Source organism: Chryseobacterium taeanense (assembly GCF_900099685.1).
Taxonomy (GTDB): Bacteria; Bacteroidota; Bacteroidia; order Flavobacteriales; family Weeksellaceae; genus Chryseobacterium; species Chryseobacterium taeanense.
The window spans coordinates 318,786-343,028 of the sequence record NZ_FNDW01000003.1 but is presented as its reverse complement, the minus strand read 5'-3'; the positions used below and the strand labels follow the sequence as shown (position 1 = coordinate 343,028).

Annotated in this window: 22 protein-coding genes; 11 read left to right on the top strand and 11 right to left on the bottom strand. The window is 36.0% G+C overall.

The features are described 5' to 3' along the window. Nucleotides 1–29: 29 nt before the first annotated feature. Nucleotides 30–407 carry a DoxX family protein gene (locus BLR30_RS07040; RefSeq protein ID WP_089856490.1) on the bottom strand — a complete coding sequence of 126 codons (378 nt, stop codon included), beginning with the start codon at nt 405–407 and terminating at the stop codon, nt 30–32. Nucleotides 408–556: 149 nt separating this feature from the next. Here BLR30_RS07040 and BLR30_RS17680 point away from each other — a divergent pair, with 149 nt between their 5' ends. Then, nucleotides 557–712 carry a bacteriocin-like protein gene (locus BLR30_RS17680; RefSeq protein WP_175443618.1) on the top strand — a complete coding sequence of 52 codons (156 nt, stop codon included), beginning with the start codon at nt 557–559 and terminating at the stop codon, nt 710–712. A gap of 86 nt (nt 713–798) precedes the next feature. Here BLR30_RS17680 and BLR30_RS07035 read toward each other — a convergent pair whose 3' ends face one another. Together BLR30_RS07035 and lon are read right to left on the bottom strand one after the other, a co-directional pair. Beyond that, nucleotides 799–1,911 carry an AI-2E family transporter gene (locus BLR30_RS07035; RefSeq protein WP_089856488.1) on the bottom strand — a complete coding sequence of 371 codons (1,113 nt, stop codon included), beginning with the start codon at nt 1,909–1,911 and terminating at the stop codon, nt 799–801. A gap of 179 nt (nt 1,912–2,090) precedes the next feature. Next, a complete protein-coding gene (gene lon / locus BLR30_RS07030; RefSeq protein WP_175443617.1) occupies nt 2,091–4,496 on the bottom strand; it encodes an endopeptidase La in 2,406 nt (801 codons plus the stop codon). A gap of 259 nt (nt 4,497–4,755) precedes the next feature. Here lon and BLR30_RS07025 point away from each other — a divergent pair, with 259 nt between their 5' ends. The 10 genes from BLR30_RS07025 to serS all read left to right on the top strand — a co-directional run bounded on the left by BLR30_RS07025 (nt 4,756) and on the right by serS (nt 16,324). Next, complete coding sequence (locus BLR30_RS07025; RefSeq protein WP_089856486.1) at nt 4,756–6,903, top strand: SurA N-terminal domain-containing protein; 2,148 nt, start codon at nt 4,756–4,758, stop codon at nt 6,901–6,903. A 128-nt stretch (nt 6,904–7,031) separates the two neighbouring features. Next, on the top strand, nt 7,032–7,982 hold the full coding sequence (locus BLR30_RS07020; RefSeq protein WP_089856484.1) for an MlaD family protein: 951 nt from the start codon (nt 7,032–7,034) through the stop codon (nt 7,980–7,982). 10 nt (nt 7,983–7,992) lie between these two features. Then, on the top strand, nt 7,993–9,330 hold the full coding sequence (locus BLR30_RS07015; RefSeq protein WP_089856481.1) for a 4Fe-4S dicluster domain-containing protein: 1,338 nt from the start codon (nt 7,993–7,995) through the stop codon (nt 9,328–9,330). A gap of 81 nt (nt 9,331–9,411) precedes the next feature. Then, on the top strand, nt 9,412–10,197 hold the full coding sequence (locus BLR30_RS07010) for a (Fe-S)-binding protein (RefSeq protein WP_089856478.1): 786 nt from the start codon (nt 9,412–9,414) through the stop codon (nt 10,195–10,197). A 19-nt stretch (nt 10,198–10,216) separates the two neighbouring features. Next, the gene (locus BLR30_RS07005; RefSeq protein ID WP_089856476.1) at nt 10,217–11,356 is read left to right on the top strand and encodes a hypothetical protein; all 1,140 of its coding nucleotides are present in this window, start codon (nt 10,217–10,219) and stop codon (nt 11,354–11,356) included. 24 nt (nt 11,357–11,380) lie between these two features. Next, nucleotides 11,381–11,869: a hypothetical protein gene (locus BLR30_RS07000; RefSeq protein WP_089856473.1), complete on the top strand. Its 489-nt coding sequence runs from the start codon at nt 11,381–11,383 to the stop codon at nt 11,867–11,869. A gap of 102 nt (nt 11,870–11,971) precedes the next feature. Next, nucleotides 11,972–13,108 (top strand): glycosyltransferase, encoded by a 1,137-nt coding sequence (locus BLR30_RS06995; RefSeq protein WP_228400732.1) that lies wholly within the window; start codon nt 11,972–11,974, stop codon nt 13,106–13,108. A gap of 1 nt (nt 13,109) precedes the next feature. Next, nucleotides 13,110–14,363 (top strand): lipopolysaccharide biosynthesis protein, encoded by a 1,254-nt coding sequence (locus BLR30_RS06990; protein WP_089856471.1) that lies wholly within the window; start codon nt 13,110–13,112, stop codon nt 14,361–14,363. A gap of 119 nt (nt 14,364–14,482) precedes the next feature. Continuing rightward, nucleotides 14,483–14,989, top strand: coding sequence for a hypothetical protein (locus BLR30_RS06985; protein WP_089856469.1), 507 nt, complete (start codon nt 14,483–14,485; stop codon nt 14,987–14,989). A 66-nt stretch (nt 14,990–15,055) separates the two neighbouring features. After that, on the top strand, nt 15,056–16,324 hold the full coding sequence (gene serS / locus BLR30_RS06980; RefSeq protein ID WP_089856466.1) for a serine--tRNA ligase: 1,269 nt from the start codon (nt 15,056–15,058) through the stop codon (nt 16,322–16,324). 103 nt (nt 16,325–16,427) lie between these two features. On the opposite strand, the gene BLR30_RS06975 is transcribed toward serS, so the two are convergent. The 8 genes from BLR30_RS06975 to ccoS all read right to left on the bottom strand — a co-directional run bounded on the left by BLR30_RS06975 (nt 16,428) and on the right by ccoS (nt 24,196). Continuing rightward, complete coding sequence (locus tag BLR30_RS06975; RefSeq protein ID WP_089856463.1) at nt 16,428–17,375, bottom strand: T9SS type A sorting domain-containing protein; 948 nt, start codon at nt 17,373–17,375, stop codon at nt 16,428–16,430. A gap of 385 nt (nt 17,376–17,760) precedes the next feature. Next, a complete protein-coding gene (locus tag BLR30_RS06970; RefSeq protein ID WP_089856460.1) occupies nt 17,761–18,528 on the bottom strand; it encodes a sulfite exporter TauE/SafE family protein in 768 nt (255 codons plus the stop codon). Continuing rightward, the gene (locus BLR30_RS06965) at nt 18,519–18,971 is read right to left on the bottom strand and encodes a FixH family protein (protein WP_089856553.1); all 453 of its coding nucleotides are present in this window, start codon (nt 18,969–18,971) and stop codon (nt 18,519–18,521) included. Before BLR30_RS06965 ends, BLR30_RS06970 begins: the two co-directional genes overlap by 10 nt. Before the next feature lie 72 nt (nt 18,972–19,043). Continuing rightward, a complete protein-coding gene (gene ccoG / locus BLR30_RS06960) occupies nt 19,044–20,498 on the bottom strand; it encodes a cytochrome c oxidase accessory protein CcoG (protein WP_089856458.1) in 1,455 nt (484 codons plus the stop codon). Between the two features lie 98 nt (nt 20,499–20,596). Beyond that, a complete protein-coding gene (locus BLR30_RS06955; RefSeq protein WP_089856455.1) occupies nt 20,597–21,478 on the bottom strand; it encodes a cbb3-type cytochrome c oxidase N-terminal domain-containing protein in 882 nt (293 codons plus the stop codon). A gap of 10 nt (nt 21,479–21,488) precedes the next feature. Further along, nucleotides 21,489–21,689: a cbb3-type cytochrome oxidase subunit 3 gene (locus BLR30_RS06950; RefSeq protein ID WP_089856453.1), complete on the bottom strand. Its 201-nt coding sequence runs from the start codon at nt 21,687–21,689 to the stop codon at nt 21,489–21,491. Nucleotides 21,690–21,707: 18 nt separating this feature from the next. Then, entirely contained in the window at nt 21,708–23,966 is a 2,259-nt protein-coding gene (gene ccoN / locus BLR30_RS06945; protein WP_089856451.1) for a cytochrome-c oxidase, cbb3-type subunit I, read from the bottom strand. A gap of 5 nt (nt 23,967–23,971) precedes the next feature. Continuing rightward, nucleotides 23,972–24,196 (bottom strand): cbb3-type cytochrome oxidase assembly protein CcoS, encoded by a 225-nt coding sequence (gene ccoS / locus BLR30_RS06940; protein ID WP_089856450.1) that lies wholly within the window; start codon nt 24,194–24,196, stop codon nt 23,972–23,974. Between the last annotated feature and the right edge of the window lie 47 nt (nt 24,197–24,243).

The window sequence follows — 24,243 nt, the reverse complement described above, 5'->3', positions numbered from 1 at the left end:
AAATTCACAATTGACCATTCACCTTTTTATCAGCTCACAAGATGTCTGTATTTTTCTCTGTTATCGATGATCATCCAAAGATTAACCAGGAACATTACTCCTGCAATGGCCATTCCCATTTCTGATTTATCCAATGTGAAAACGTGGGCAACGATTCCTACCATGACAGGCAAAATAACAATAGCTCCCAATGCTCTCGTTTTTGGAAAGATAAAAAGGATGCCTCCAATTATTTCAACAATTCCCACAAGTGGCATCAACCAGCCGATTTCACCAAAAGCACTGAAGATTTTCATTTGCTCAGGAGTAGGCTTTTCCATTGGCATATAATTAAAAAACTTGTTTAATCCGGCATTAATAAACATTAAGCCAAAAAGAAGAGACAGGATAAATTTTACAGCTTTCATAAAAATTATTTTTTATTAAAGTTAAATAAAAATATAATCCGCTGATTCAAAATTAGATAAATTTAGCAGACTCTCTGTTTAGGGAAATATTTTATTTTTATATCAATTGATTTTATATATTTGTTTAGATTAAAATTAAAAATTTTACTATGAAAAATCTTCAAAAATTAAGTCGTAAGAATTTAAAATCAATCAAAGGAGGTGATGATCCGAATATAGGATACTGCCCGGATTCGCAAACTTATATTCCTTGCGATCAGCTGTGCCCTAATAGGAGAAGTCCGCTTTGTGCACTTCCTGCTTAAGAAAAACAAAAGCCTTCATGAAATTTGAAGGCTTTGTTTATATTTTAAATGAAATTTAATTAATTACTGATGATATAAATTGTTAATCAATCCATTTCCTTCAAAGTAATATTTTTAGAAATTTTGTAAGTTTTTTTCTTTTTATTGATTTTTTCTTCCTCGCCAAGTAATTTTCCCCAAGGTTTTAATCCTTCGACTCTTTCAAAAATAATTTTAATAATGGCAATGGCCGGAATACAAAGGAACATACCCGCGATTCCCCAAAGATGTTCACCAACCAAAATTCCTATAAAAGAAAATAAAGCGTTGATTTTTACTTTAGATCCCACGACAAACGGAAGTATGATGTTTCCGTCTATAATATGTACAATTACATATCCTATTGCAACGTAAATACAGGTAAACGGAGTTGTTGTTGCAAAAGCGATAAAACAGGAAATAAGAAGTGAAATTAAAACTCCAATATAGGGGATTACATTCAGCAAACCAGTAAGAACTCCCAGTAGAATGGCATATTTTACCCCCAAAATAGTAAGGACAATAGTAGTAAGGAAAGAAACGATGATAACCTGAAGGCAAAGCCCCGTAATGTATCTTTTGGTCATGATTCTTACCTCTGAAACGACTTCCTGGACACTGCTTTTATGCTTTTCGGTAAAAACATTAACGATGAAATTGTTTAAAATTCTTCTGTAATTTAAAATGAAAATAAAAAATAAAATGAAAAATGCTAAAAATCCTAATCCGGTAGAGAATATCCCAAAAGTAAATCCCAGAATGATACCTGTGGAAGAAAGAAGTTTCTTTAAGCCTTCGTCTAGGTACGCAAACTGCTCATCTATTTTTACATTAAAGGTTTTAGAAACCCATCTTTGAAGATCGTGAAAAACATGGTTTGCCTGTTCACTAAGCTGGGGAATATCTTTACTGAAGCTGGAAATCTGGGAGCCGAAGAAAAAAATGAGTCCCGTAAGAACAATCAGTAAAATCATTACCGAAAAAATGGTAGACAATGATCTGGGAAATTTTAATTTTCTTTCCAGAAAATTTGCAAACGGCAAAAATAGCATGGCCATAAGAAACGCCAGGAAAAACGGAGCCAAAATACTTTCGCCTAATGCCAGAAGATAGCCGATTCCAATAATGGAAACTACAACCAGCGTAAGCTTTATCAGAAAAGGAAGTCGAAGAAAATTCATAATTTCAAAACTGTTGTATAAAAATAGCAAAACCCTCCGAATAGAAGAGTCTTATTATAAATTATTTTTGAGTTTAGAAAATTTTATGCCAGATACTGTGGTTATTAAATTTTTTACTATTCATTAAAAAACACACCCCGATTTGAGATGTGTTCTTTTATTGAGAAAGTGAATATGTATTATTTTTCCAAGGCAAGCTCCAGAACTTCCCTCATCCAGTTTACATAATGAACGTTGAGGTTTTTCAGATAATCTTTTTTAATTTCCTCCACGTCTTTTCTGTTAGCTTCACAAAGAATTACTTCCTTTATTCCTGCTCTTGTGGCTGCCAGAAGCTTTTCTTTAATCCCGCCTACCGGAAGAACCTTTCCGCGTAATGTAATTTCACCGGTCATCGCAAGATGGGGTTTTACTTTTTTATTTTTAAATGATGAAACCATTGAGGTGAGCATGGCAATACCTGCAGAAGGACCGTCTTTAGGTGTCGCACCTTCCGGAACGTGTACGTGAATGTTTTTCTTTTCGATATCATCCTGTGAAATTCCAAGTACATCATGCTTTGCTTTAATATATTCCAATGCAATGGTTGCAGATTCTTTCATTACTGTTCCCAGGTTTCCTGTCATAGTGAGTGCGCCTTTTCCGTTGCTGATGATACTTTCGATAAACAAAATATCTCCACCTACACTTGTCCAGGCAAGACCTGTAACAACTCCCGGAACATCGGTCAGTTCGGCAAGACTTTTAGGTCTCGGAACGCCTAAAATTTCATCAATTTTTTCAACAGAAATCTTAGGGTTGTATTCTTTCACCAAAGCCGTTTGAAGAGCTACCCATCTCGCTATGGCGGCAAGTCTTTTTTCTAAAGTTCTTACGCCGCTTTCAGAAGTGTGCGCTTCAATAATATGTTTAAGCTCAATATTTCCAAGTTTAAATGATTTGGAATCCAAACCGTTTTCTTCCTGTTGTTTCTTTATTAAGTGTCTTTTAGCAATCTCAATTTTTTCTTCCAGCGTGTAACCTGTAATCTGAATGACTTCCATTCTGTCAAGCAAAGGAGTCTGAATGGTAGAAAGTGAATTTGCCGTTGCAATAAACATTACTTTAGACAAATCATAACCCATTTCAAGGAAGTTGTCATAGAATGATTTATTTTGTTCAGGATCAAGTACTTCTAAAAGAGCAGAGCTTGGATCGCCATGCATACCTTTTCCAACTTTGTCGATCTCATCGAGAACAATTACCGGATTAGATGTTCCTGATTTTTTTATGGATTGAAGAATTCTCCCAGCCATCGCTCCGATATAGGTTTTTCTGTGGCCGCGGATTTCACTTTCGTCGTGAAGCCCGCCCAAAGAAACGCGTACATATTTTCTTCCCAAAGCATCAGCAACAGATTTTCCCAGAGAGGTTTTTCCGACCCCCGGAGGTCCTACCAAAAGAAGAATTGGAGATTTCATGTTGTTTTTAAGCTTTAAAACAGCCATGTGTTCCAGTATTCTTTTCTTAATATCTTCCAGTCCAAAGTGAGCTTTATCTAAAATTTTCTGGGCTCTCTGGATATCAAAAGTATCTTTGGTGAAAGTATCCCAAGGAAGATCTGTAAAGAAATCAAGGTAATTTCTCTGAACGTTATAATCAGGAGAATTAGGATTTTGACGCTGAAGTCTGTTGATCTCTTTCTGGAAATGTTCTTCAACTTCTTCGCTCCAGGATTTTTTTCTTGCTTTTGTGATAAGCTCTTCTACATCACTTTCAGGTCCGCCGCCAAGTTCTTCCTGAATGGTTCTGATCTGTTGATTCAAAAAATATTCTCTCTGCTGCTTATCAAGGTCTTTTGAGGTTTTCTGATGAATCTGATTTCTCAATTCTAATTTTCTGAAATCCTCATGCATCATTTCATAGCATTTGTTTGCTCTTTCCATAAGGTTTTTTTCTTCCAGAAGTTTTTGCTTTTCTGAAGACGGAAAATTAGCATTTGTACAAATGAAATTCAGCAGGTCATCATTATTGTTAATATTTTTGATGGCGAAATTTGCAGCATTCGGAATGTTTGGATCAAGATCAATAATTTTTAAAGCAAGATCTTTTACATTTTCAAGTAAGGCTTCGTACTCTTCTTTATTTTTAGGTCTTGAATCTTTTAATTTTGAAATTTCAGCTTTAAAATAAGGTTGGGTGGCAACAATCTTTTTTACTTTGAATCGGTGAAATCCTTTTGTAATTGCCGTAATATTGCCTTCCGGAAGCTTTATGATTTTAATAATTTTAGCCAAAGTACCTACCAGATAAATGTCTTTTTCAGAAGGTTGTTCCAGATCAGAATTTTTCTGGCTTACAATACCTATGAAATCACCGTTTTTCTGAGCTTCTTCCAAAAGTTGTATCGAAGTCTTTCTTCCGGCTGTAATCGGAATGACAACGTTCGGGAACATTACCATATTTCTTACAGGAAGGATAGGGAATATTTTTTGTCCGGAATTCTTCTCTGTTTCGGAAAGATCAGAAAGATTGATCTCCTCGGCTACAATATCAAATCCGTCGCTTATCATTTCTTCTAAACTTATATCTTCAAATTCTGTCATAGTATATCGAATGACAAATTGTCATTACCGTTTTAATTCATTAACGTGAAATCCTGCAATATATATTGAAAACTATACTGCATCTTGTGTGTGCTTTAATGACACAAGAGCTATGCCATTTGTTTTTTGCTAAAAAATACGGTCAAAATTTCCTTTTTTATAAAAATTAAATTTTAAAATTAAAATAAAGAACCAGGATTTCCGTAATTTCTTAAAAATGTGTATTTTCGCACACTGATAAAAAACTATAATATATATAATGGCAATTTTAGGACAAATTAGGAGTAAACCTTGGCTTTTAATGGGAGTAATTGCACTGGCGCTTTTGGCGTTCCTTGTAAACCCTGACAGTATCGATAAGGTTTTTGGTAAAAATCCTGATGTTTTAGGAAAAGTAAATGGTGAGAAAATTACCCGTGAAGAATTCAACGATCAACTTTTCGTGCTACAACAACAGGCAGAGCAACAGGGACAACCAAAGACTGGTCTTGAAGAGCAGGCCTGGCAGTTGCTGGTACAGTCTAAACTGATTAAGCAGCAATTCGAAAAATTAGGCTTCGAAATGACAGAAGATTATTTCTGGAACCAGCTTCCATATGATCAGATGTTTGCTCAGCAGAAGCAGTTTTTCGACGAAAAAGGTAATTTTAAAACCCAGGAGCTTAAAAAACAGATCGAAGATATGAAGGCTACTTCGCCGGAAGGGTACAACCAATGGTTGAAAACCAGAAAATCAATTGAATATCGATTGATGGCGAGACAGGTATTTGCCAACGTTTCTACAGGGATCACCACGGGAAAAAAAGAAGCTGAAGAATTGATGAAGCAAAGAGATCAGCTGGCTGATATCGACTTTGTGAAAATTGATTACGCAACATATCTTCAGAAAAACAATATTAAAGTTACCACTGAAGATCTTGCAAATTATATTAAGCAGCATCCTGTGATGTTTAAAGCTGAAGAAAGCAGAAATATCGGGATTGTTTATTTCCCTTCTCAGCCAAGTGCTGCAGATGATGCAGCGGCACAGAAAGAAATCAATAAGCTTTTTTCTGGTGGAACTGATGCGAGTGGAGGTACAGAAAATTTCCAGAATACAAAGAACGATTCTATGTTTGTAATGGCAAATTCTGATATGCCTTACAATCCTCAGTATCTGAAACCAAATCAGTTGCCGCAAACTATTCAGAATCAGATTCCTTCTGCTGCTATCGGACAGACTTTCGGACCTTATAAAGAACAGAACTTCTATGTGGTTTCTAAACTTTTAGATAAGAAAACTTCAGATTCTACATTATCAAGACACATTCTTATTGCTTTTAAAGGAAGCCCTGCAGGAGAAGGTGTTACAAGATCTAAAGAACAGGCTAAGAAATTAGCAGATTCCATAGGAGCAATTGTAAAAGCCAATCCTGGTAAATTTACAGAATTCCTTAAGCTTTCAAACGATCCAAATTCAGCGGCTCAGGGTGGAAGTTTAGGGTGGACAACTCCTGAAACACCTTTCGTTCCTGAATTCTTAACATATTTAGCAAATAACCCGAAAGGAGCTACAGGTGTTGTAGAAACTCAGTTCGGTTATCATATCATTAATATTGAAGATAAAAAACCGGGAGCCATGGCCTATAAGGTTGCTAACCTGGTAAAAGCAGTAAAACCTTCTGATGCTACCGAAGCAGAAGTGAACAAAAAAGCAAGCCGATTTGTTCAGCAGGTTCAGGGGAAATCTTTCAACGATTTCGTGAATATTGCTAAGAAAGCAAATTATCAGTTCTCTAATCCAAAACAGGCAAAAAGATTTGATGGTCAGCTTCAGGGACTAGGAACGGAAAAAGATTCTGAAATTCTGGCTTGGGCTTTTAATAAAAAAAGAGAGAAAGGCGATACTGAATTATTTACAGTAGACGGAACAGGAGATAAAATTGTTGTTTATCTAAATGGCAAACAATCAAAAGGTACTGCAGATCCTGAATCTGTGAGAGATCAGATTGAAGTTGTTGTGAAAAACAAATTGGCAGCAAAACAGATTTCTGAGAAAATCGGTAAAACAGGAAGTTTAGATCAGATCGCTAAACAGTTTGGTACAACAAAACAATCTGCACAGGTTAACTTACTGAATCCTTCAGTAGCAGGTTCTATGGAACCTAAAGTTGCCGGAGCTGCATTTGGTGTAGAAAAAGGTAAAATTTCCAATCCTGTGGAAGGTGGAACCGGTGTTTATGTTTTAATTAAAAAGAACGAGACGATCAATAAGCAACCGGGAGATCTTAAACAATTCACAGAATCTATTACACAAAGAAATGCAGGAATGTTCGGACAGGCTTGGTTGAAGAGCTTGCAGGATAATGCTGATATCGATGATTATAGAATTGAAATCTGGAACAAATTAGGTTCTCAGCAACAATAAAAAATTATTTTTTAAAAAGATAAAAAAGCGGCAAAGTTTTTGCCGCTTTTTTTGTGTTTAACGCAGGGCAATAGAGAAAAACATTAATTTAAATGTAGTATATTTGCTCATTAGAAAAAAATTAGCAAGTGAAGTTCAGTAAAGAATTAAAAGCTGGTGTGATCGCACTTTTGGCCATAGTTGGTTTTGTGGTGTTATTTCAATTTATGAAAGGTAGAAGCCTTTTTACTACCGACAATATATTTTATGCAAAATATGACAATGTAGAGGGATTAGCCCAATCTGCACCTGTTTCCATTAATGGATTAAAAGTCGGACAGGTTGATAAAATTATTCCCAATACGTCAAAAGACGGAAAAATTGATTTTCTCGTAAAAATTACTGTTGATAATAATTTTGAGTTTTCAAAAAATTCTACGCTGGAAATTTTTGAGCCTGGCTTGATGTCCGGCAAAGAAATGCGGATTAACCTCATGTATGGAGGGCCAACGGCTAAAGACGGAGATACTTTAAAAGGAGCTTTTAAACTGGGAACTTTAGGAAGTCTTTCCTCTCAGGTAGGTCCTGTAAAAGATCAGCTGCAAACTGTTCTTTACAGAGTGGATTCTTTGATGTCTAATGCCAATCAGGTAGTAAATGCTCAGAATAGAGAAGAGATCAGGTTATTGTTAGAAAATCTCAATAAGACCGTAGCCGCTTTACAAACTACGGCGGGTAGTGTGAACAATCTTGTTGGGCATAATGATCCTAAACTTCAGAAGGTTTTGGATGATGCAAGTCTTACAATGCAAAGTGGTAAAGTTACTTTGGATAAGTATGGAAGTCTAGCTGAAAGCATCGATACGAAAAGACTTAATGAAACCATTGCAAATCTTGATCAGACAGTTGGAAAGCTTAATAATGTAGTTGCAGGAATTAATAATGGAGAAGGTAGCTTAGGCAAACTTATGAAGGATGAAGAACTGTATAATAATCTGAATTCTGCATCCAATAATCTAAATTCTTTAATAGAGGATGTGAAGGCTCATCCTAAGAGATATGTAAATTTCTCAGTATTTGGAAAAAATAGTAAAGACTAATAAATAATCCATGCAATATATCGCTCATATTATTTTTCTGATTTTATTAGTTGCAGGTTTTGGGCTGTTTGCAAAAAGTCTGCACAAGATATACAGAAACATCAGATTAGGACGTGAAATAAAACGCAACGACAGAAAAGGTGAACGTTGGGAAACCATGACCAGAGTTGCATTGGGACAGAGTAAAATGACAAAACGTCCCGTGGCTGGTATCTTACATATTTTCGTATATGTTGGTTTTATTATCATCAATATTGAACTTATTGAAATTATTGTTGACGGAATTTTTGGTACTCACAGATTCCTGGCAACGGTGTTCGGAAATACTCTTTACAGTTACTTCACAGCAACGCTTGAAGTTCTTGCGCTTTTAGTAATTGTTGGTGTTGTATTATTTTTCATCCGTAGAAATTTTTATGGAGTTAAAAGGCTAAACATGAAAGAGCTTTTCGGTTGGCCGAAAGAAGATGCGAACTGGATTCTTATCATTGAATTTGCCTTAATGATGGCTTTCTTTACGATGAATTCATCAGACTTTATTTTACAGGCTAGAGGTTATAGCCATTTTGCACACCTTGGATCTTTTCCTGTAAGTCAAATGACTCTCGTTCCGTTATTTGAAGTTTTTAGCTTTGACAGTGGATTTTTATTCGGAATAGAAAGAGCGGCTTGGTGGTTTCACTTCGTAGGAATTTTGTTCTTCATGAATTACCTTTATTATTCTAAGCATTTACACATTATTTTGGCTTTTCCGAGTACATGGTACGCAAATCTGGAAAAGAAAGGGAAATTCAACAATTTGGATTCTGTTACCAAAGAAATCAAACTAATGATGGATCCCAATGCAGATCCTTACGCAGCTCCGGCTGAAGGTGAAGCAGAAGCTCCTGCAAAATTCGGGGCAGAAGATGTTTTTGATTTAAATCAGGTACAGCTTTTAAATGCTTATTCATGTACTGAATGCGGACGTTGTACAGCCGTTTGTCCGGCCAATATTACAGGTAAAAAGTTATCTCCGAGATTAATTCTGATGAAAACCAGAGACCGTCTGGAAGAAGTTGGGCGAAACATCGATAAAAACGGAAAATTTGAGGATGACGGTAAAAAACTTCTGAACGATTATATTACAAAAGAAGAATTGTGGGCTTGTACAACATGTAACGCGTGTACAGAAGCTTGTCCGGTATTGCTTGATCCGCTTTCTATTATTTTTGAGATGAGAAGATTCCTAGTAATGGAGCAATCTGCTGCACCGCAGGAACTGAATCTGATGATGACCAATGTGGAGAATAATGCTGCCCCATGGCAGTATAACCAAGCAGACCGTTTGAACTGGGCAAAAGATTAATTAATATAACAATGTAAAAATGTAACGATGTAACAATCATTGGTAAACTGTTACATTGATATATTGGTAAACTGAATTAAAATGGATTTCAACATAAAAACAATGGCAGAATATGCTGCCGAAGGAAAATCACCCGAAGTTCTGTTTTGGGTTGGTTGTGCGGGAAGTTTTGATGACCGTGCCAAAAAAATCACGAAAGCATTTTGCAAAATATTAAATAAAATAGGCGTTGAATTCGCTGTTTTAGGTCAGGAAGAAAGTTGTACGGGAGATCCTGCAAAACGTGCAGGAAATGAGTTTGTCTTCCAGATGATGGCTTTAACGAATATTGAAGTTCTTAATGCTTATGAGGTAAAGAAAATTGTTACTGCTTGTCCGCATTGTTTCAATACACTTAAAAATGAATATCCTGGTCTGGGGGGAAATTACGAAGTGATTCATCATACGCAGTTTCTGAGAAATTTGATGGAAGAAGGCAGATTGAAAATTGAAGGAGGCGCTTTCAGTGGTAAGAAAATTACTTTCCATGATCCTTGTTACTTAGGAAGAGCAAATAATGAATACGAAGCACCAAGAGTTTTACTGGAAAAACTTGATGCAGAACTTGTAGAAATGAAACGCTGCAAATCCAACGGGCTTTGCTGCGGAGCGGGAGGTGCTCAGATGTTTAAAGAACCTGAAAAAGGGAATAAAGATATCAATATCGAAAGAACGGAAGAAGCTTTGTCTTTTGAACCTAAAGTAATTGCTACCGGTTGTCCGTTCTGTAATACAATGATGACGGATGGTGTAAAGCATTTCAATAAAAACCATGAAGTTGAAGTAAAAGATATTGTGGAACTTTTGGCAGAAGCCGAAGATTTATAATCTAAATCTCAACAGTTTCATGAAATCAAAATGGAAGATCTCCTTTTTTTTCATTATAATCATTGTTGTTGCGCTTAGTTTCTGGAACTATAAAAACAGAGTCTACGATTGGGATATGCCGGGTTACATCGGATGTTTGTACACCTTGAAATTTCCCGATTCGCCTGATAAAGTTCGCACACTTACCTATACAGAAATAAAGAAAAAAGCTCCTGAATATGAGTTCAGAGATATTTTAGGAATACTAAAGCCTGCCGACAAAGCCCGACAGGCTTTTGCTAATAATACACAAGCCTTTACAGAACAATTGCCATATTTCCAGATCAAAATTGGTTATAATCTTGCGATTTTACTTTTGTATGAGGTCGGGTTTTCTTCACCTGATTCGGTGACGCTGCTAAGCATTTTCTCCTATTTTATTTCAGGGATTATGATCTTTTTTATATTAAAAATCATTTTTCCCGAAAACTATATACTTGCTGTAATATTGACTGTAGGATTGCTGCTTTTACCGCCAATGACGTATATGTCAAGAGTGGCAACACCCGATATGTTCATTGTGCAGATTCTTTTGCTGTTCATTATCGGATTATTAAAAAAGTGGAATTCGTGGGTCATGTTTTTAGTTCTTTTTGCGATTACTTTTACAAGACCTGATTACATTCCTTTCACATTAACTTATCTTGCTGCAGCTGGAATTTACAAATACTCTCAAAGCAAAAAAACAGATTTTATTCTTTTGCTTCAAGGAATTTTGCTTCTTGTTCTTTATTTTACCATTATAAAAATTTGCCATTATCCCGGTTGGAAGCATCTCTTTTATGATACTTTTATCCATCGGCGTTCATTTATTTCTGCGCCACCACCAAACTTCGGTTTGAATGAATATCTTCATATCATCTACATAAAAATCATTTATTTTAAAAGGATAACCGTTGTATCCGTGGGGCTTCTTTGCCTTACTTTTTACTGTTCAAAAGACTTATGGACAAGAATTTGTTCGATTATGATATTTGCAAATATTTACATTAAATTTTTCTTCTTTCCGCATTCTTCGGGGCTGAGATTTTTCTTTCCTTATATTCTGATGCTCTTATTCATCGCTTTGTATGCGTTAAGCAAAAAATACAATGGTTTCAAACTCAGGAAAATTGCGTAATTTTGAACTTTAAAATGTATCAGAATGAAGATCGAAGAATCAAACATAGTAGAGACAAACGATTACAGAGTCATTATATATCCTGCGTCAAGACCTTTTGAAACAAAGGAGGCAAAAGTAATTACTGAAAAACTTTTTGATTTTCTGGCGACTTGGGCCGCGCATGGCAAACCACTTTCGTCATCTTTTAAAATTGAAAAGAACCAGTTTATCATCATTTGTGTTGATGAAGAAAAAGAAATGGCTTCCGGATGCAGTATTGATGCGCTTGGGAAAATAATGAGAGAAATCGATGAAGAATATCAGTTGGGACTTTTCGACAGAATGAAAGCAAGTTTTATTGAAAATGGAGAGGTAAAAACCCTAAAGCTTATCGATTTTAAATCAAAAGTAAGAAGTGGTGAAATTTCTAAAGATACTCAGGTATTTGATTTTTCAAAATACACCTATCTGGAGTTTTTAGGAAACTTTATTTTACCTTTTGAAAGAAGCTGGGCAGCTGGCATTAAATAAAGTTAAGCAAACGATCAATAAAATAAAAAGTGGAGTTTTTCCACTTTTTTTGCTTTAATTATATTTGTTGAAAATATAAAGACAGATTTACTGTAATATTAAATGAAAATACATAAAATTCTTTTTTTAACGACCGCACACCGGCATGATGATGACAGGATTTTTTATCATCAGGCTAAAGCGTTGAAAGAAGAAGGTTATCATGTGAAAATATGCAGTCTTTCATCAGAATTTCAAGGTACCGTTGACGGAATAGAAATAGAATCTTATGCTGTGCTCGAAAAAAGTATTGCAGAAAAGAGAAAAATTCTTGAGGATGTATGTGAAGCTTATCAACCGGATCTTGTGATCTGTTCTGAACCTTTGGCTGTGATTTCGGCAAAGAATATCAAGAGAAGTAAGAAAATAAGCATTATCTACGATGTTACAGAATGGTATCCTTCGATGAGAATGGTCGAACCATTTTCTTTTCCTTTGAATATCATTCATGCGGTGAAGTTTTTTCTCATTCAGTTGTACGCAGGTTTTATAAGCACAAATTATATTTTTGGTGAAGAGACCAAGAAATTTCCGCTGGCGTACTTTTTTCCGTTTAAAAAATCTGTTATTTTACCTTATTATCCTGATGATATTTATATTCATCAAAATATCAAAACATTAAAACCCGGTGAAATAACACTTTGCTATACCGGTCAGTTTTCCGAAGAAAAAGGGATTGGTAATTTTTTTTCAGCAATAGACAGTTTAAGAAAAAAAAGGCCTGAGCTTAAAATATCAATTCTTTTGATTGGTGGCTCAAGAAAGGAGAAAGACGAACGTTATTTCTCTGAATTGCTTAAAAAATATCAGTTTGAAAATCTCAGAATAGAAAAGCCGACATCTTTCGAAACTTTTACAGAAGCTTATGCAGATGTGGACATTTGCTTTGACCTGAGAACTTTGAACTATGAAAACCATCATTGTCTCCCGATTAAGATATTTTATTATGCCGCTTCAGGAAAACCTGTGATCTATACAGATTTGAAAGCGACCCGGCAGCATATAGAAGTTTCAAAGTTCGGATATTTAGTAGATCCCGAGAATTCGGACAGTATTTCAGATCTTATTATAAATTATATTGAAGATCCAAAACTGTATTCTCAGCATGCTCACAACGCGAGAAAAGAATACGAAACAAAATACAATTGGAACAGAATCAGAAATTCTTTCCTGAACTTTGTCAGAAAATCATTGAAATAGCATGAAACAGAACACTATTTTTAAAACTTTTGTTTCAAGATTTTTAATTCTGATATTAAATTTCGGACTTGTGATCTACTCTACCAATATGTGGGGAAGCAGCGGAAAAGGTGTCATTTCGATTATGATTGCTGACCTTACGATCATCAGCTTTTTTGCCAATATTTTTGTGGGAAGTAGCATGAGCTATTTCGCTAAAAAATTCAAAATAGAGGAAATACTACCTTTCGCTTATATTTGGGCGGTTCTCATAGGGATTTTTATCCCTATTCTTTTCAGTTTCAGTCACAATGCTGAATATTCTTATTACCTTATTTTGCTCTGTGTGATGTCATCACTTTTAACGGCCAATATAAATCTGTTTGTCGGGCAGCAGAATATCAGAATGTTCAATCTATATACGGTTTTGCAGCAGGTTGTTCATATTTTATTTATTGTAATCATTGTTTACATCATTAAAATTACTTCCGTTAATGCTTATTTCATTGCTCAGATAAGCTGTTTTGCATTGTTGTTTGTCGTCAGTACAATTCAGGTAACCAAGCATATACATTTTAATACATTTTCCTTTACTAAAAAAATTGGTAGACAATTATTCAATTATGGGTGGAAAACACAGCTCAGTGCATTTCTGCAATTTCTGAATAACAGATTATCATTTTATTTTCTTGAATATTTTAAAGGAATTGTAAGTGTCGGTGTATTTTCCGTAGGAGTTGCCTTTTCGGAGGCGGTGTGGACGGTAAGCCGAAGCCTTTCCGTAGTGCTTTATGCCGATGTGGTAAATAATACCAGCTCTAACGATGCTATTGAAAAAACCAAAATATCATTACGGATCAGTTTTCTTATCACGTTGCTGTTTATTCTGGTCATGTTGCTTATTCCTGCTGAGCTGTATGCTGTGATTTTCGGAAAAGATTTCAGTCAGACGAAAGAAATTGTTCTGCTTCTATCACCGGGAATTCTTGCCATTGCCGTGAGCAATATCATTGGGTATTATTTTGCCGGAATCAACAAGTTGAGAATATTGAATGTAAAATCACTGATCGGACTTGTTTTCACGATAGTTTCTTCATTTTATATCATTCCGAAATGGGGAATTCATGGAGCATGCATAGTAAGTTCTATTTCCTATTGCCTGTCATCAGGATTGCTGTTCTGGCGATTTTATCAGATCACAGAATTTCACGTACAGGATTTTATTCTTTCCAGAGCCGAGATCAATCTTCTGTGGAAGAAAATTCTGAGAAAGTAATATCTGAGAAACTGTGTTGAGATTTTGAATTTTAACTAAGTCTTTCAACGCAGGAATATTTACCTTTAAATAATCTTCATCGTCAAATATATCAGAAGAAAATTTTATCTTTGCTGAACATGAAGAAGAATGTTTTTTTCGGAATTCTGATTATTTTTTGTGCCTTTCTGAGCTGCAGAACAGGTGATGATGAGTTACAGAGAATCGACCAGATTTTAAATATTTATATGAAAAACAAATCAGGAAGAGATCTTTTTCATAAAAAAAACGACTCTACCTATTTTACCTACTCGTTGAATGACGTAAACGGAGTGGCAGATTTGGCACCTGTAAACAGCACTTTGAAGGCAACTTCAGATTCCACACTTTTTATAGAATATATCGCCGGCGCAAAAAGGGTAGGGGTTGATACTTTAAATGCAGATAACAAAATATACCAATCCGAGATCACCGTTTCCCTTATCAAAAGATTAAACAATACTATTCTGGATACCATTAATGAAGATCTGAAGATAGAATACAGAATGACTCCATCGGTATTTGAGGTCTCGAAAGTTTATTATAATGATACTTTAAGATTCACAAAACAAGAGGGTTCCCCGAATGTAGTTACAATCGTAAAATAATTTTATACATTTGCAAAACTGTTGACATTCTGTGTTCAACATTCTAATAACTAACATCTAAATAAAATGTTACAAGTCAATTTTTTGCGCGACAACAAAGAGCGCGTTTTAGAAGGTCTTAAGAAAAGACAATTCAGGAATCTTGAGTTGGTAGACGAGGCTATTGCTACTGACGACGAAAGAAAAAGAATTCAGTTTGAATTGGATTCCCAGCTTTCTGAGAGCAACAAAATTTCCAAAGAAATCGGGCTTCTAATGAAAGAAGGAAAAAAAGAAGAAGCCGAATCTGCAAAATCTAAAACTGCACAGCTTAAAGAGTCGACATCGGAATTGAAATCTCAATTAGATGTAAAAGAAAAAGAACTGATTAATATTCTGTATCAGCTACCGAATATTCCTCATGAAAAAGTGAAAAGTGGAGCTTCTGCAGATGATAATGAGATCATCTATCAGTCTCATGATGTGGAAGGTCTTGGGGAAGGAGCAATCCCTCACTGGGAACTTGCAAAAAAATACAACCTTATTGATTTTGAACTAGGGGTAAAAATTGCCGGTGCCGGTTTCCCTGTTTATCTTGGAAAAGGAGCGAGGCTTCAGAGGGCTTTGGTTCAGTATTTCCTTGATAAAAATGTTGAAAAAGGATATATGGAAGTTAATCCTCCTCATGTGGTAAATGAAGCGTCAGGATACGGTACAGGGCAGTTGCCGGATAAAGAAGGACAGATGTATTACATCAATGAAGATAATCTTTATCTTATCCCGACAGCTGAAGTGCCTGTTACCAACCTGTATCGTGATGTTTTGCTTGAAGAAAAAGATTTACCGATTAAAAATACGGCTTTCTCACAATGCTACAGAAGAGAAGCGGGAAGTTATGGTGCTCACGTAAGAGGACTGAATCGTCTCCACCAATTTGAGAAAGTAGAGATTGTAAGAATTGAGAAACCTGAAAATTCTTATGCAGTTCTAGAAGAAATGGTAGAGCATATCAAAGAAATTTTGAGTGATCTGGAATTGCCTTACAGAGTGTTGAGACTTTGTGGTGGTGATACCGGTTTTGCCTCTGCGATGACCTATGATTTTGAAGTATGGAGTGCGGCTCAGGAAAAATGGCTTGAAGTAAGTTCTGTATCCAATTTTGAAACATTTCAGGCGAACAGATTAAAGTGCCGTTATAAAACAGACGGAAAATCTCAGTTAGTTCATACGTTGAACGGTTCTGCAATGGCATTGCCAAGAATAATGGCAGCTTTGCTTGAAAACAATCAGACAGAAGAAGGAATTAAGCTTCCGAAGAAGATCGCTGAATATGCGAGATTTGATGTGATTAATTAAATAAGAGACTAATCAATTAATAAAACAAACCACTGTGTAAAGCAGTGGTTTGTTTTGTGTATAATCTTTATTCCGGATTTTCCAATTACTTGAAATAACTGAATTATTCCTTAATAAATTTAGTTGAAGTTGAACTTCCGGTTTTATCAATAGTCTGCAAAATATAGTTTCCTTTTGCTAAACCTGATACGTTAACCTGTGGATTTCTAGCTGAATTTTTTTGAGAATAAACTTTTTGCCCGACTAAATTAAAAATATTTAATTCCACAATATCGTTAGCCGATTTTACAAAAAGCTGATCTTTTACCGGATTAGGATAAACTGTTGTGCTGCCATCTATCTCAACAGACTTCACACCTAGCGAACTTCCCGAGCTTATTTTCACATAAGAAAAATTTCCTTGCAATACACTGGTTGTTGAGCTTGACCAACAAGCAGTAAAAAGACTAGCATATCCCGAAGTACTTGTTCCTGCAGCATCAATAGAAGTTGTAATTCCGTTACTGCCAGTATGGCGTACTTCTATAACAAGGTTGGTACCCGTGTACAAATAGGGCGTATTAAAGTTTATATTAAAAGTGAAACTTCCATTGTTGGAAACAGAGCCTGCCGGTATTGAAAGGCTTCCGGAGCGTACCTGTGTTTGTGTTCCTACTACGTTTGCCGCAAAGTTAAGTTGTCTGTTGACGGGATCTACACCATCACTCAAATAAACCTGATAATCAGGAAATGTAGTGTCAGAAACTGGCCATGCAGCAGTAGCTGAAGTTGGAAGTCTGAATGATATTGAGCTTATATACTGCCCGGATAAGGCAGTTAGTTGAGAATCATCAATAATCATCTGATAAGTTCTGGCAGAATTAGCAAATGGTCCTGTAAATGCTCCCGCTACAGTTAAGTTAGGAACCGTAACTGTAGTTTGAGATTTTACTGATGAAAACATTAGCATCATACTTAATGCAAGTGCATGAAACGCGATTTTTCGAAAAGGATAAAAAGGTAATTGATATCCGGATTTTTTTAAATCAGAAAATGGTAGTTTTGTTGACATATTATAAGTTTTTATTATAGGATAAAGGTATGAAAATGATTTTATAATAAAATGATATTTAAAAAGATTATTTTATAGTATTTTTGTTTTTATTAGTAAATTTTTAATAGAAATATTTTATTTGAGTTGTTTTATTTCTTTTTTAATGCCCGGAAAGCCTCTTACCAGGGTGTAACAAGGTTTCCCGCTTTCCGGAATGTTTGTCGCAAGGTTGTAACAGCCTTTCCCTGTTCCCGGAAAAGTCGCTGCAGAGTGCAGGAAGGTTTCCCACTCTCCGGAAAATTCGCCGCAGGCTGCAGGAAGTTTTCCGGAAACATATGCTTTAGCATAAAACCCTCTGAACGAACATTCAAAGGGTTTATTATGATTTAAATTTACTTAAAATTTAATGACAGTTTGTATTGCTGTGATTGTGCGTACTGTGATCTCCCGGTAAGTTGCAGTCGCCTTGGTTATCTTTGGATATTGTCATAGCTTCTGCTCTTGGAGAAATATAGGGAATTCCCAATTCTAAGCCTCTTACAATGAAGAGACCTCCTAAAATAATCATCACAATAGGAATCGCTTTTAAAACTTTTATTCTGAATGCCTGGCTCATGAGATTACCTACCAAAACTATGGCAAACATAAACGGAAGGGTACCCAAGCCGAATAACGCCATATATAAAGCGCCCTGCCATATTCCGCCGCTTGCGAGGCTTGCTGTTAAAGCCATATAAACCATTCCGCAAGGGAGAAAACCGTTCAGTAGTCCCGTAGTGAATCTTGATCGGTAATCTGCCTTTTGAAGTAATCTGCCTAAATTTGATTTTACTTTAAATAAAAATTTAGAGAAGAATGGGATTTTAGAAGCAAAATCTTTACCTCCGAATGAAAAGACTGCCATAATAATCAGCAGTATTCCCACTGCAATCGTCAGATATTTCTGGATTCCAGCCATCTCAAAACCTTCACCTATAATTCCCAGGATGGCTCCTAAAAGTGAATAAGTGAAAATTCTTCCAAACTGGTAAGTAAGATTTTGCAGATAATAATTAGTTGCCTGCTTTTTGGTTAATCCCATCGACAGAGCAATCGGTCCGCACATTCCGACACAGTGAAATCCGGAAGCAAATCCCAATCCTATAGCCGATACAATAAGTGCTATTTCCATATCACATCATAATCCATTCTATAGTCTGTTTTGTCTTTGGTCCAGTTCAATCTTAGTGTATAATTTCCAAATCTCAATACCTGAGCAGGAATTAAAAAAGATTTGCTGGCATCAAGCTGTACAGATTTGTGTATATCTAAATTCTGATCGTCGGTTCTGTTTAAAACGAATTTTACCGTTGTATTGGAATTATCGTAATCTTTAGGAAAAGTAATTTTGATCCCCGATTTATCCTGACTGTAAACCGGTTTTTCCTGTAATTCATCAGCTCTTTTCTTGGCATCAATAACGTCCTGATATTTCAGCTCTTCTTCATAGTAATTATCGGTTACCATTTCAGAATTTTTCTGTCCGTTCGGGAAGAGAAACAACATGGAAAGTATAAATATGATGAATGCTAATAATGCGAGTACAACACCATGTCCCCAAGTGAATTTTTTCATTTCTTCGAAATTAATAGGTTTGAAAACCTCAATATCCAATCAGATATTATTGTTGATATTGAGGTTTATGAATTAAAATTGTAATTTAAATGGCCCTTCAAAATAAGTCTGATAAGAGTCTACCAGTTTACCACTCATATCATACACACCAATGGTGATATTCTGCTTGGAAAGGTTCATTTCACTTTCCGGGAAGCTGATATTGATGGTTCCCTTTGAAATCTTATCACGATCTACGGTGATCTTGCTTGATGCACTGTAAATTACTTCTCCGTGTTTCGGCTCGATTACTTTCACAGTTACGACTTTCTTTTCATTGGTTTTATTCAGGAAAGTATAATTATAAGTATTGGTAATTTTTCCGTCTCTTACAAAGAATGTACTTCCGGCAGGTTTAATAAACTTGGCTTCCATTTCACCACGATTATAGAGAAGATATCCTAAAAATGCAGTTAAAAGGACAAGAATTATAGTAAATCCTTTCATTCTTCCTGTAAACTGGAACTTGGTTTCTTTTTCGATTTCGTTTTCTGTAGCATATCTTATCAGTCCTTTCGGAAGACCAACCTTTTCCATTACTTCGTCACAGGCATCGATACACGCAGTACAGTTTACGCACTCAAGCTGCTGGCCATCTCTGATATCAATTCCTGTAGGACATACCACTACACACTGATGGCAGTCGATACAATCTCCTTTTCCTGCCGCTTTACGGTCTTCGCCTTTTCTCCATTTTGCTCTGTTTTCTCCTCTTTTAAAATCGTAAAAAACATTTACGGTATCCTTATCAATCAATACTCCCTGCAATCTTCCGTATGGACATACCAACGTACAAACCTGTTCTCTGAACCAGGCAAATACAAAATAAAATGCCGCAGTGAAGAGGATCATTACGATAAAATTGGTAGGATTGGCAAATGGCCCTTCAGAAATAATTTTAAAAACTTCCTTATATCCCACGATATACATGAACATAAAATGGGTAATGACCAATGAAATAATAATGTAGACCGTCCATTTAAGGCTTCTTTTCCATATTTTTTCGCTGTTCCATTCCTGGCGGTCAAGTTTCATCTGCTTGTTTCTGTCTCCTTCAATAGCATACTCTATTTTACGGAAAATCATTTCAAGGAAAATTGTCTGAGGGCATATCCAACCGCAGAAAATTCTACCGAAAGCAATCGTAAATACAATAATGAAAATAAGGGAGGTGATAGCTCCAAGTGTAAGGATGAAAAAGTCCTGAGGATAGAAAGGTTGTCCAAAAATGAAAAACTCTCTGTCAATTACATTAAAAAGAATAAGCGGATTGCCATTGATTTTAATAAATGGTACCGAAAAATAAATTAATAATAATATACAGCTTACAATGTATCTATAGTTGGTATATTTTCCTTTAGGCTTTCTGGGATACACCCATTTCCTTTTCCCGGACTGATCCATCGTGCCTATAGAATCTCTGTAAGTTTCAGGGTCAAGAACCTGCCCTTCCCCGCCGCGTGCTTCTATTTCTTCTATGTCTGACATTTGTAATTGTATTTAAAAAAGAAAAAACATAATTCGTTACTATTTTAATGTAATAACAAATTATGCTTTTTCATATGTTTCTAATTTTTAAGTTAAAATTATTCTTTTTCCCAATGTGCTTCAGTTCCTTGAGGAGCGGCACCACCCTGAGCCGGTGTTACAGGAGGTAATTCCTGGTTGATGTGATACACGTACGCTGCAATTTTTTCAATTTCAGCTCCGGATACTTCACCGTTTTTACCGAATGCTCTCATGGCAGGATTTGTAGGAGAACCGTTCCAATCCATATGAAATACATTTTTGAATAATGTTTTTTCAGGCTGGTTGATCCAGAAATTATCTGTAAGGTTTGGTCCAATACCTCCACTACCGTCTTCTTTGTGACAAGATGCACAGTTTGTTTTAAAGAGTTCTTTACCTTCTGCAATATTATCCGCCGAATATTTTGCCGTTTCAATCGTTACAGGAGGTTGTGTTTTCTGATATTCTTCAATACTAGCCAATTGCTCTTTATATTCCTGCTCATATTCACTGATAGGGTGAGCAAAATTGGTAAACGAGAATGCTGCTACATACACAATACAAAAAGCAGTCCCAAAATAGAATAATCCCAGCCACCATTTTGGTAATTGATTGTCTAACTCCATAATTCCGTCAAAACCGTGGTCGATAAGAATATCTTTCTCTTCAGCTGCAGATTGCTTTTTAAATGCGGCATTATATAACCTCGTGAAATAAGGTGTCTTTTTCTCTGCAAGATAAGCTGCCTTCTCTTCAGGAGATAATCTCTTGAATTTATTATTCTCAATAAGATCTCCAATAGCACTGTGAATATATGCCAAGATGCAAGAAATTACTACAGTTCCCCAGAAATAAGGTGAACCCAGGAACTCATAGCTTTGTACAAACAGATAATAAAAAACTATTAAAAGTCCGATTATGATTAAGATGTTTATAAAAACCGGTGTTCTTTGTTTCATAATAAATAGATTAATTTTTTAAATTAAAATCATCATCCTGATCGTCACTCAGAGGAGCCTCTTCTTCTTCTTTGTAATATTTTTTAGGCCTGCTAAAAACATAGATTACCAAGGCTACGAAGAACAGCATAAAGAAAATCAGAGCCAGAGTCTGGTAAAAACCAGCATTGTCGGTATTGGATAATATATCTTTAAAGTTCTGAGGTATCATGATGGGAACGTTTTAATGTTAGTTATTACTTGCTGTTTTAATTTCAGTTGTTTTGATATCCGTTCCTAATCTCTGAAGATACGAGATAAGAGCTACGATTTCTTTTTTCTCCAATTCTCCCTTAGGTCTTTTAGCATAAGCCTCTTTAAGGTCATTTGCTTCTGAGAAGATATCTTTTACAATCCCGGATGCCTGGTTGTCTGCCCATGAATTGGCAGAATCAATTTCCGCTTTTGTATAAGGTACATCAAATGCATTCTTCATCAGCTTCATTTTATCAACCATTTTAGATCTGTCCAGATTCGTAGCAATCAACCATGGGTAACGAGGCATGATAGAACCTGCAGAAGTCGATCTTGGGTTGTACATATGTTTGTAGTGCCAAGAACTTGGGTTTTTACCACCTTCTCTGTGCAAATCCGGTCCGGTTCTTTTTGATCCCCAAAGGAACGGTCTGTCATATACAAATTCTCCGGCTTTGGAATACTGTCCGTTTTTACCATTGAATCTTACAATCTCATCTCTGAATGGTCTTACCATCTGCGAGTGACATGCGTTACATCCTTCTCGGATATAAATATCTCTACCTTCTAATTCCAGCGGAGAATAAGGTTTTACCGCTGATATAGTAGGTACACTTTTCTTAAGGGATAATGTTGGGATAATTTCCACCATACTACCGATTGAGATCGTAAGTAAAGATAGAATACCCATCAATACAGGCGTTCTTTCCAGCCAAAGGTGAGTTCCTTCTCCTTCTTTACGCTTTTTGTTGATGTTTGCCAGTGCCGGAGCTTCTGCAGGCACATCTTTCTGGAATGATCCTTTTCTTACTGTAGCAATAAGGTTTACCACCATTAAAAGAGCTCCTGAAAGGTATAATAATCCTCCGAAGAATCTCATTTTAAAGTAAGGGATAATAGCAGTTACCGTATCCAGCCAGTTTTTCCAAACCAACGTTCCGTCCGGGTTGAACTGTTTCCACATTAATCCTTGTGTGAAACCTGAAATGTACATAGGAACGGCATAGAAAATAATTCCTAATGTTCCCAGCCAGAAATGCCAGTTAGCAAGTTTTGTTGAATATAATTTCGTTCTCCACATGATCGGGATCAGATAATAGATTACCCCGAATGCCATGAAACCATTCCATCCAAGTGCACCTAAATGTACGTGCCCGATTACCCAGTCTGTAAAGTGACCGATTTTATTGATGTTTTTTGTAGCCAAAAGAGGACCTTCAAATGTTGCCATACCATAGCAGGTAACAGCTACAACAAAGAATTTTAATATCGGATTTTCTCTTACTTTATCCCATGCACCTCTTAATGTAAGAAGTCCGTTAAGCATACCTCCCCAAGACGGAGCGATAAGCATGATAGAGAAACCAGTTCCGACAGCTTGTGCCCAAGCCGGTAAAGCAGTATATTGAAGGTGGTGAGGACCAGCCCAGATATAAACGAAAATTAATGACCAAAAGTGAATAATAGACAGCTTATAAGAGAAAACCGGTCTGTCAGCAGCTTTTGGTAAGAAATAATACATCAATCCTAACACTGGAGTTGTCAATACGAATGCAACCGCATTGTGACCGTACCACCATTGTACGATAGCATCTTTTACCCCTGCATATGCTGAATAAGATTTCCAGCCTGTGAAAGATAAAGGAACCTCAAGATTGTTGAAAATATGAAGCATTGCCACAGCAATCCATGTTCCGATATAGAACCAGATGGCTACATATAAATGTCTTACTCTTCTCTTAGCGATGGTTAAGAACATATTTGCCCCGAAAATCACCCATGAAATGGTAATTAAAATATCGATTGGCCATTCGTGTTCTGCATACTCTTTGGAAGTATTAATTCCCATAAAGAACGTAACGTAAGTCACTAAGATCATGATCTGCCATGTCCAGAAATGGATCCATGACAAGGTGTCACTGTACATTCTTGTTTTTAACAGTCGCTGTAAAGAATAATATACTCCTACATAAACGACATTCATTACGAATGCAAAAATAACAGTACTTGTGTGCAACATCCTGATTCTTCCAAATCCAAACGCACCATGTGTGTTTATCAAGCCCTGTATACTACCACCTAAACTATTAATGGTTGTATCATCTGTTCCGAAAAAGAACTCCGGAAGCTCGGGGTAGAAAAGCATTAATGCAGCTGTAAGCCCAAACAAAAACCCTATGATCCCGAAAACTACGGTCGCATAAAGGAATGCCCGGACAATACTGTTGTCATAACTAAACTTTTGTGTTTCCATATCAACTATTCACTTTTTTCTTCAATTTTTTTACTTTCTCCTTTTTCATCATCGTTTTCTTTGTTGCCGTTCTCTTCTTTTTCCTTGATCTCATCAGAGTCAAAAAGAATTCTTACAGCAGGGGATTCGTCATCCTCAAACTGTCCTTTTCGGGCATACACTATAAACACGATCAGGAAAACCGCAGCCAAAGAAACGCTGCAAAGGATCATTAAATATAGAATATCCATTAGACAACAAAATTAACCTATTTTCGGGGTTCAAATTTAGTGAAAAA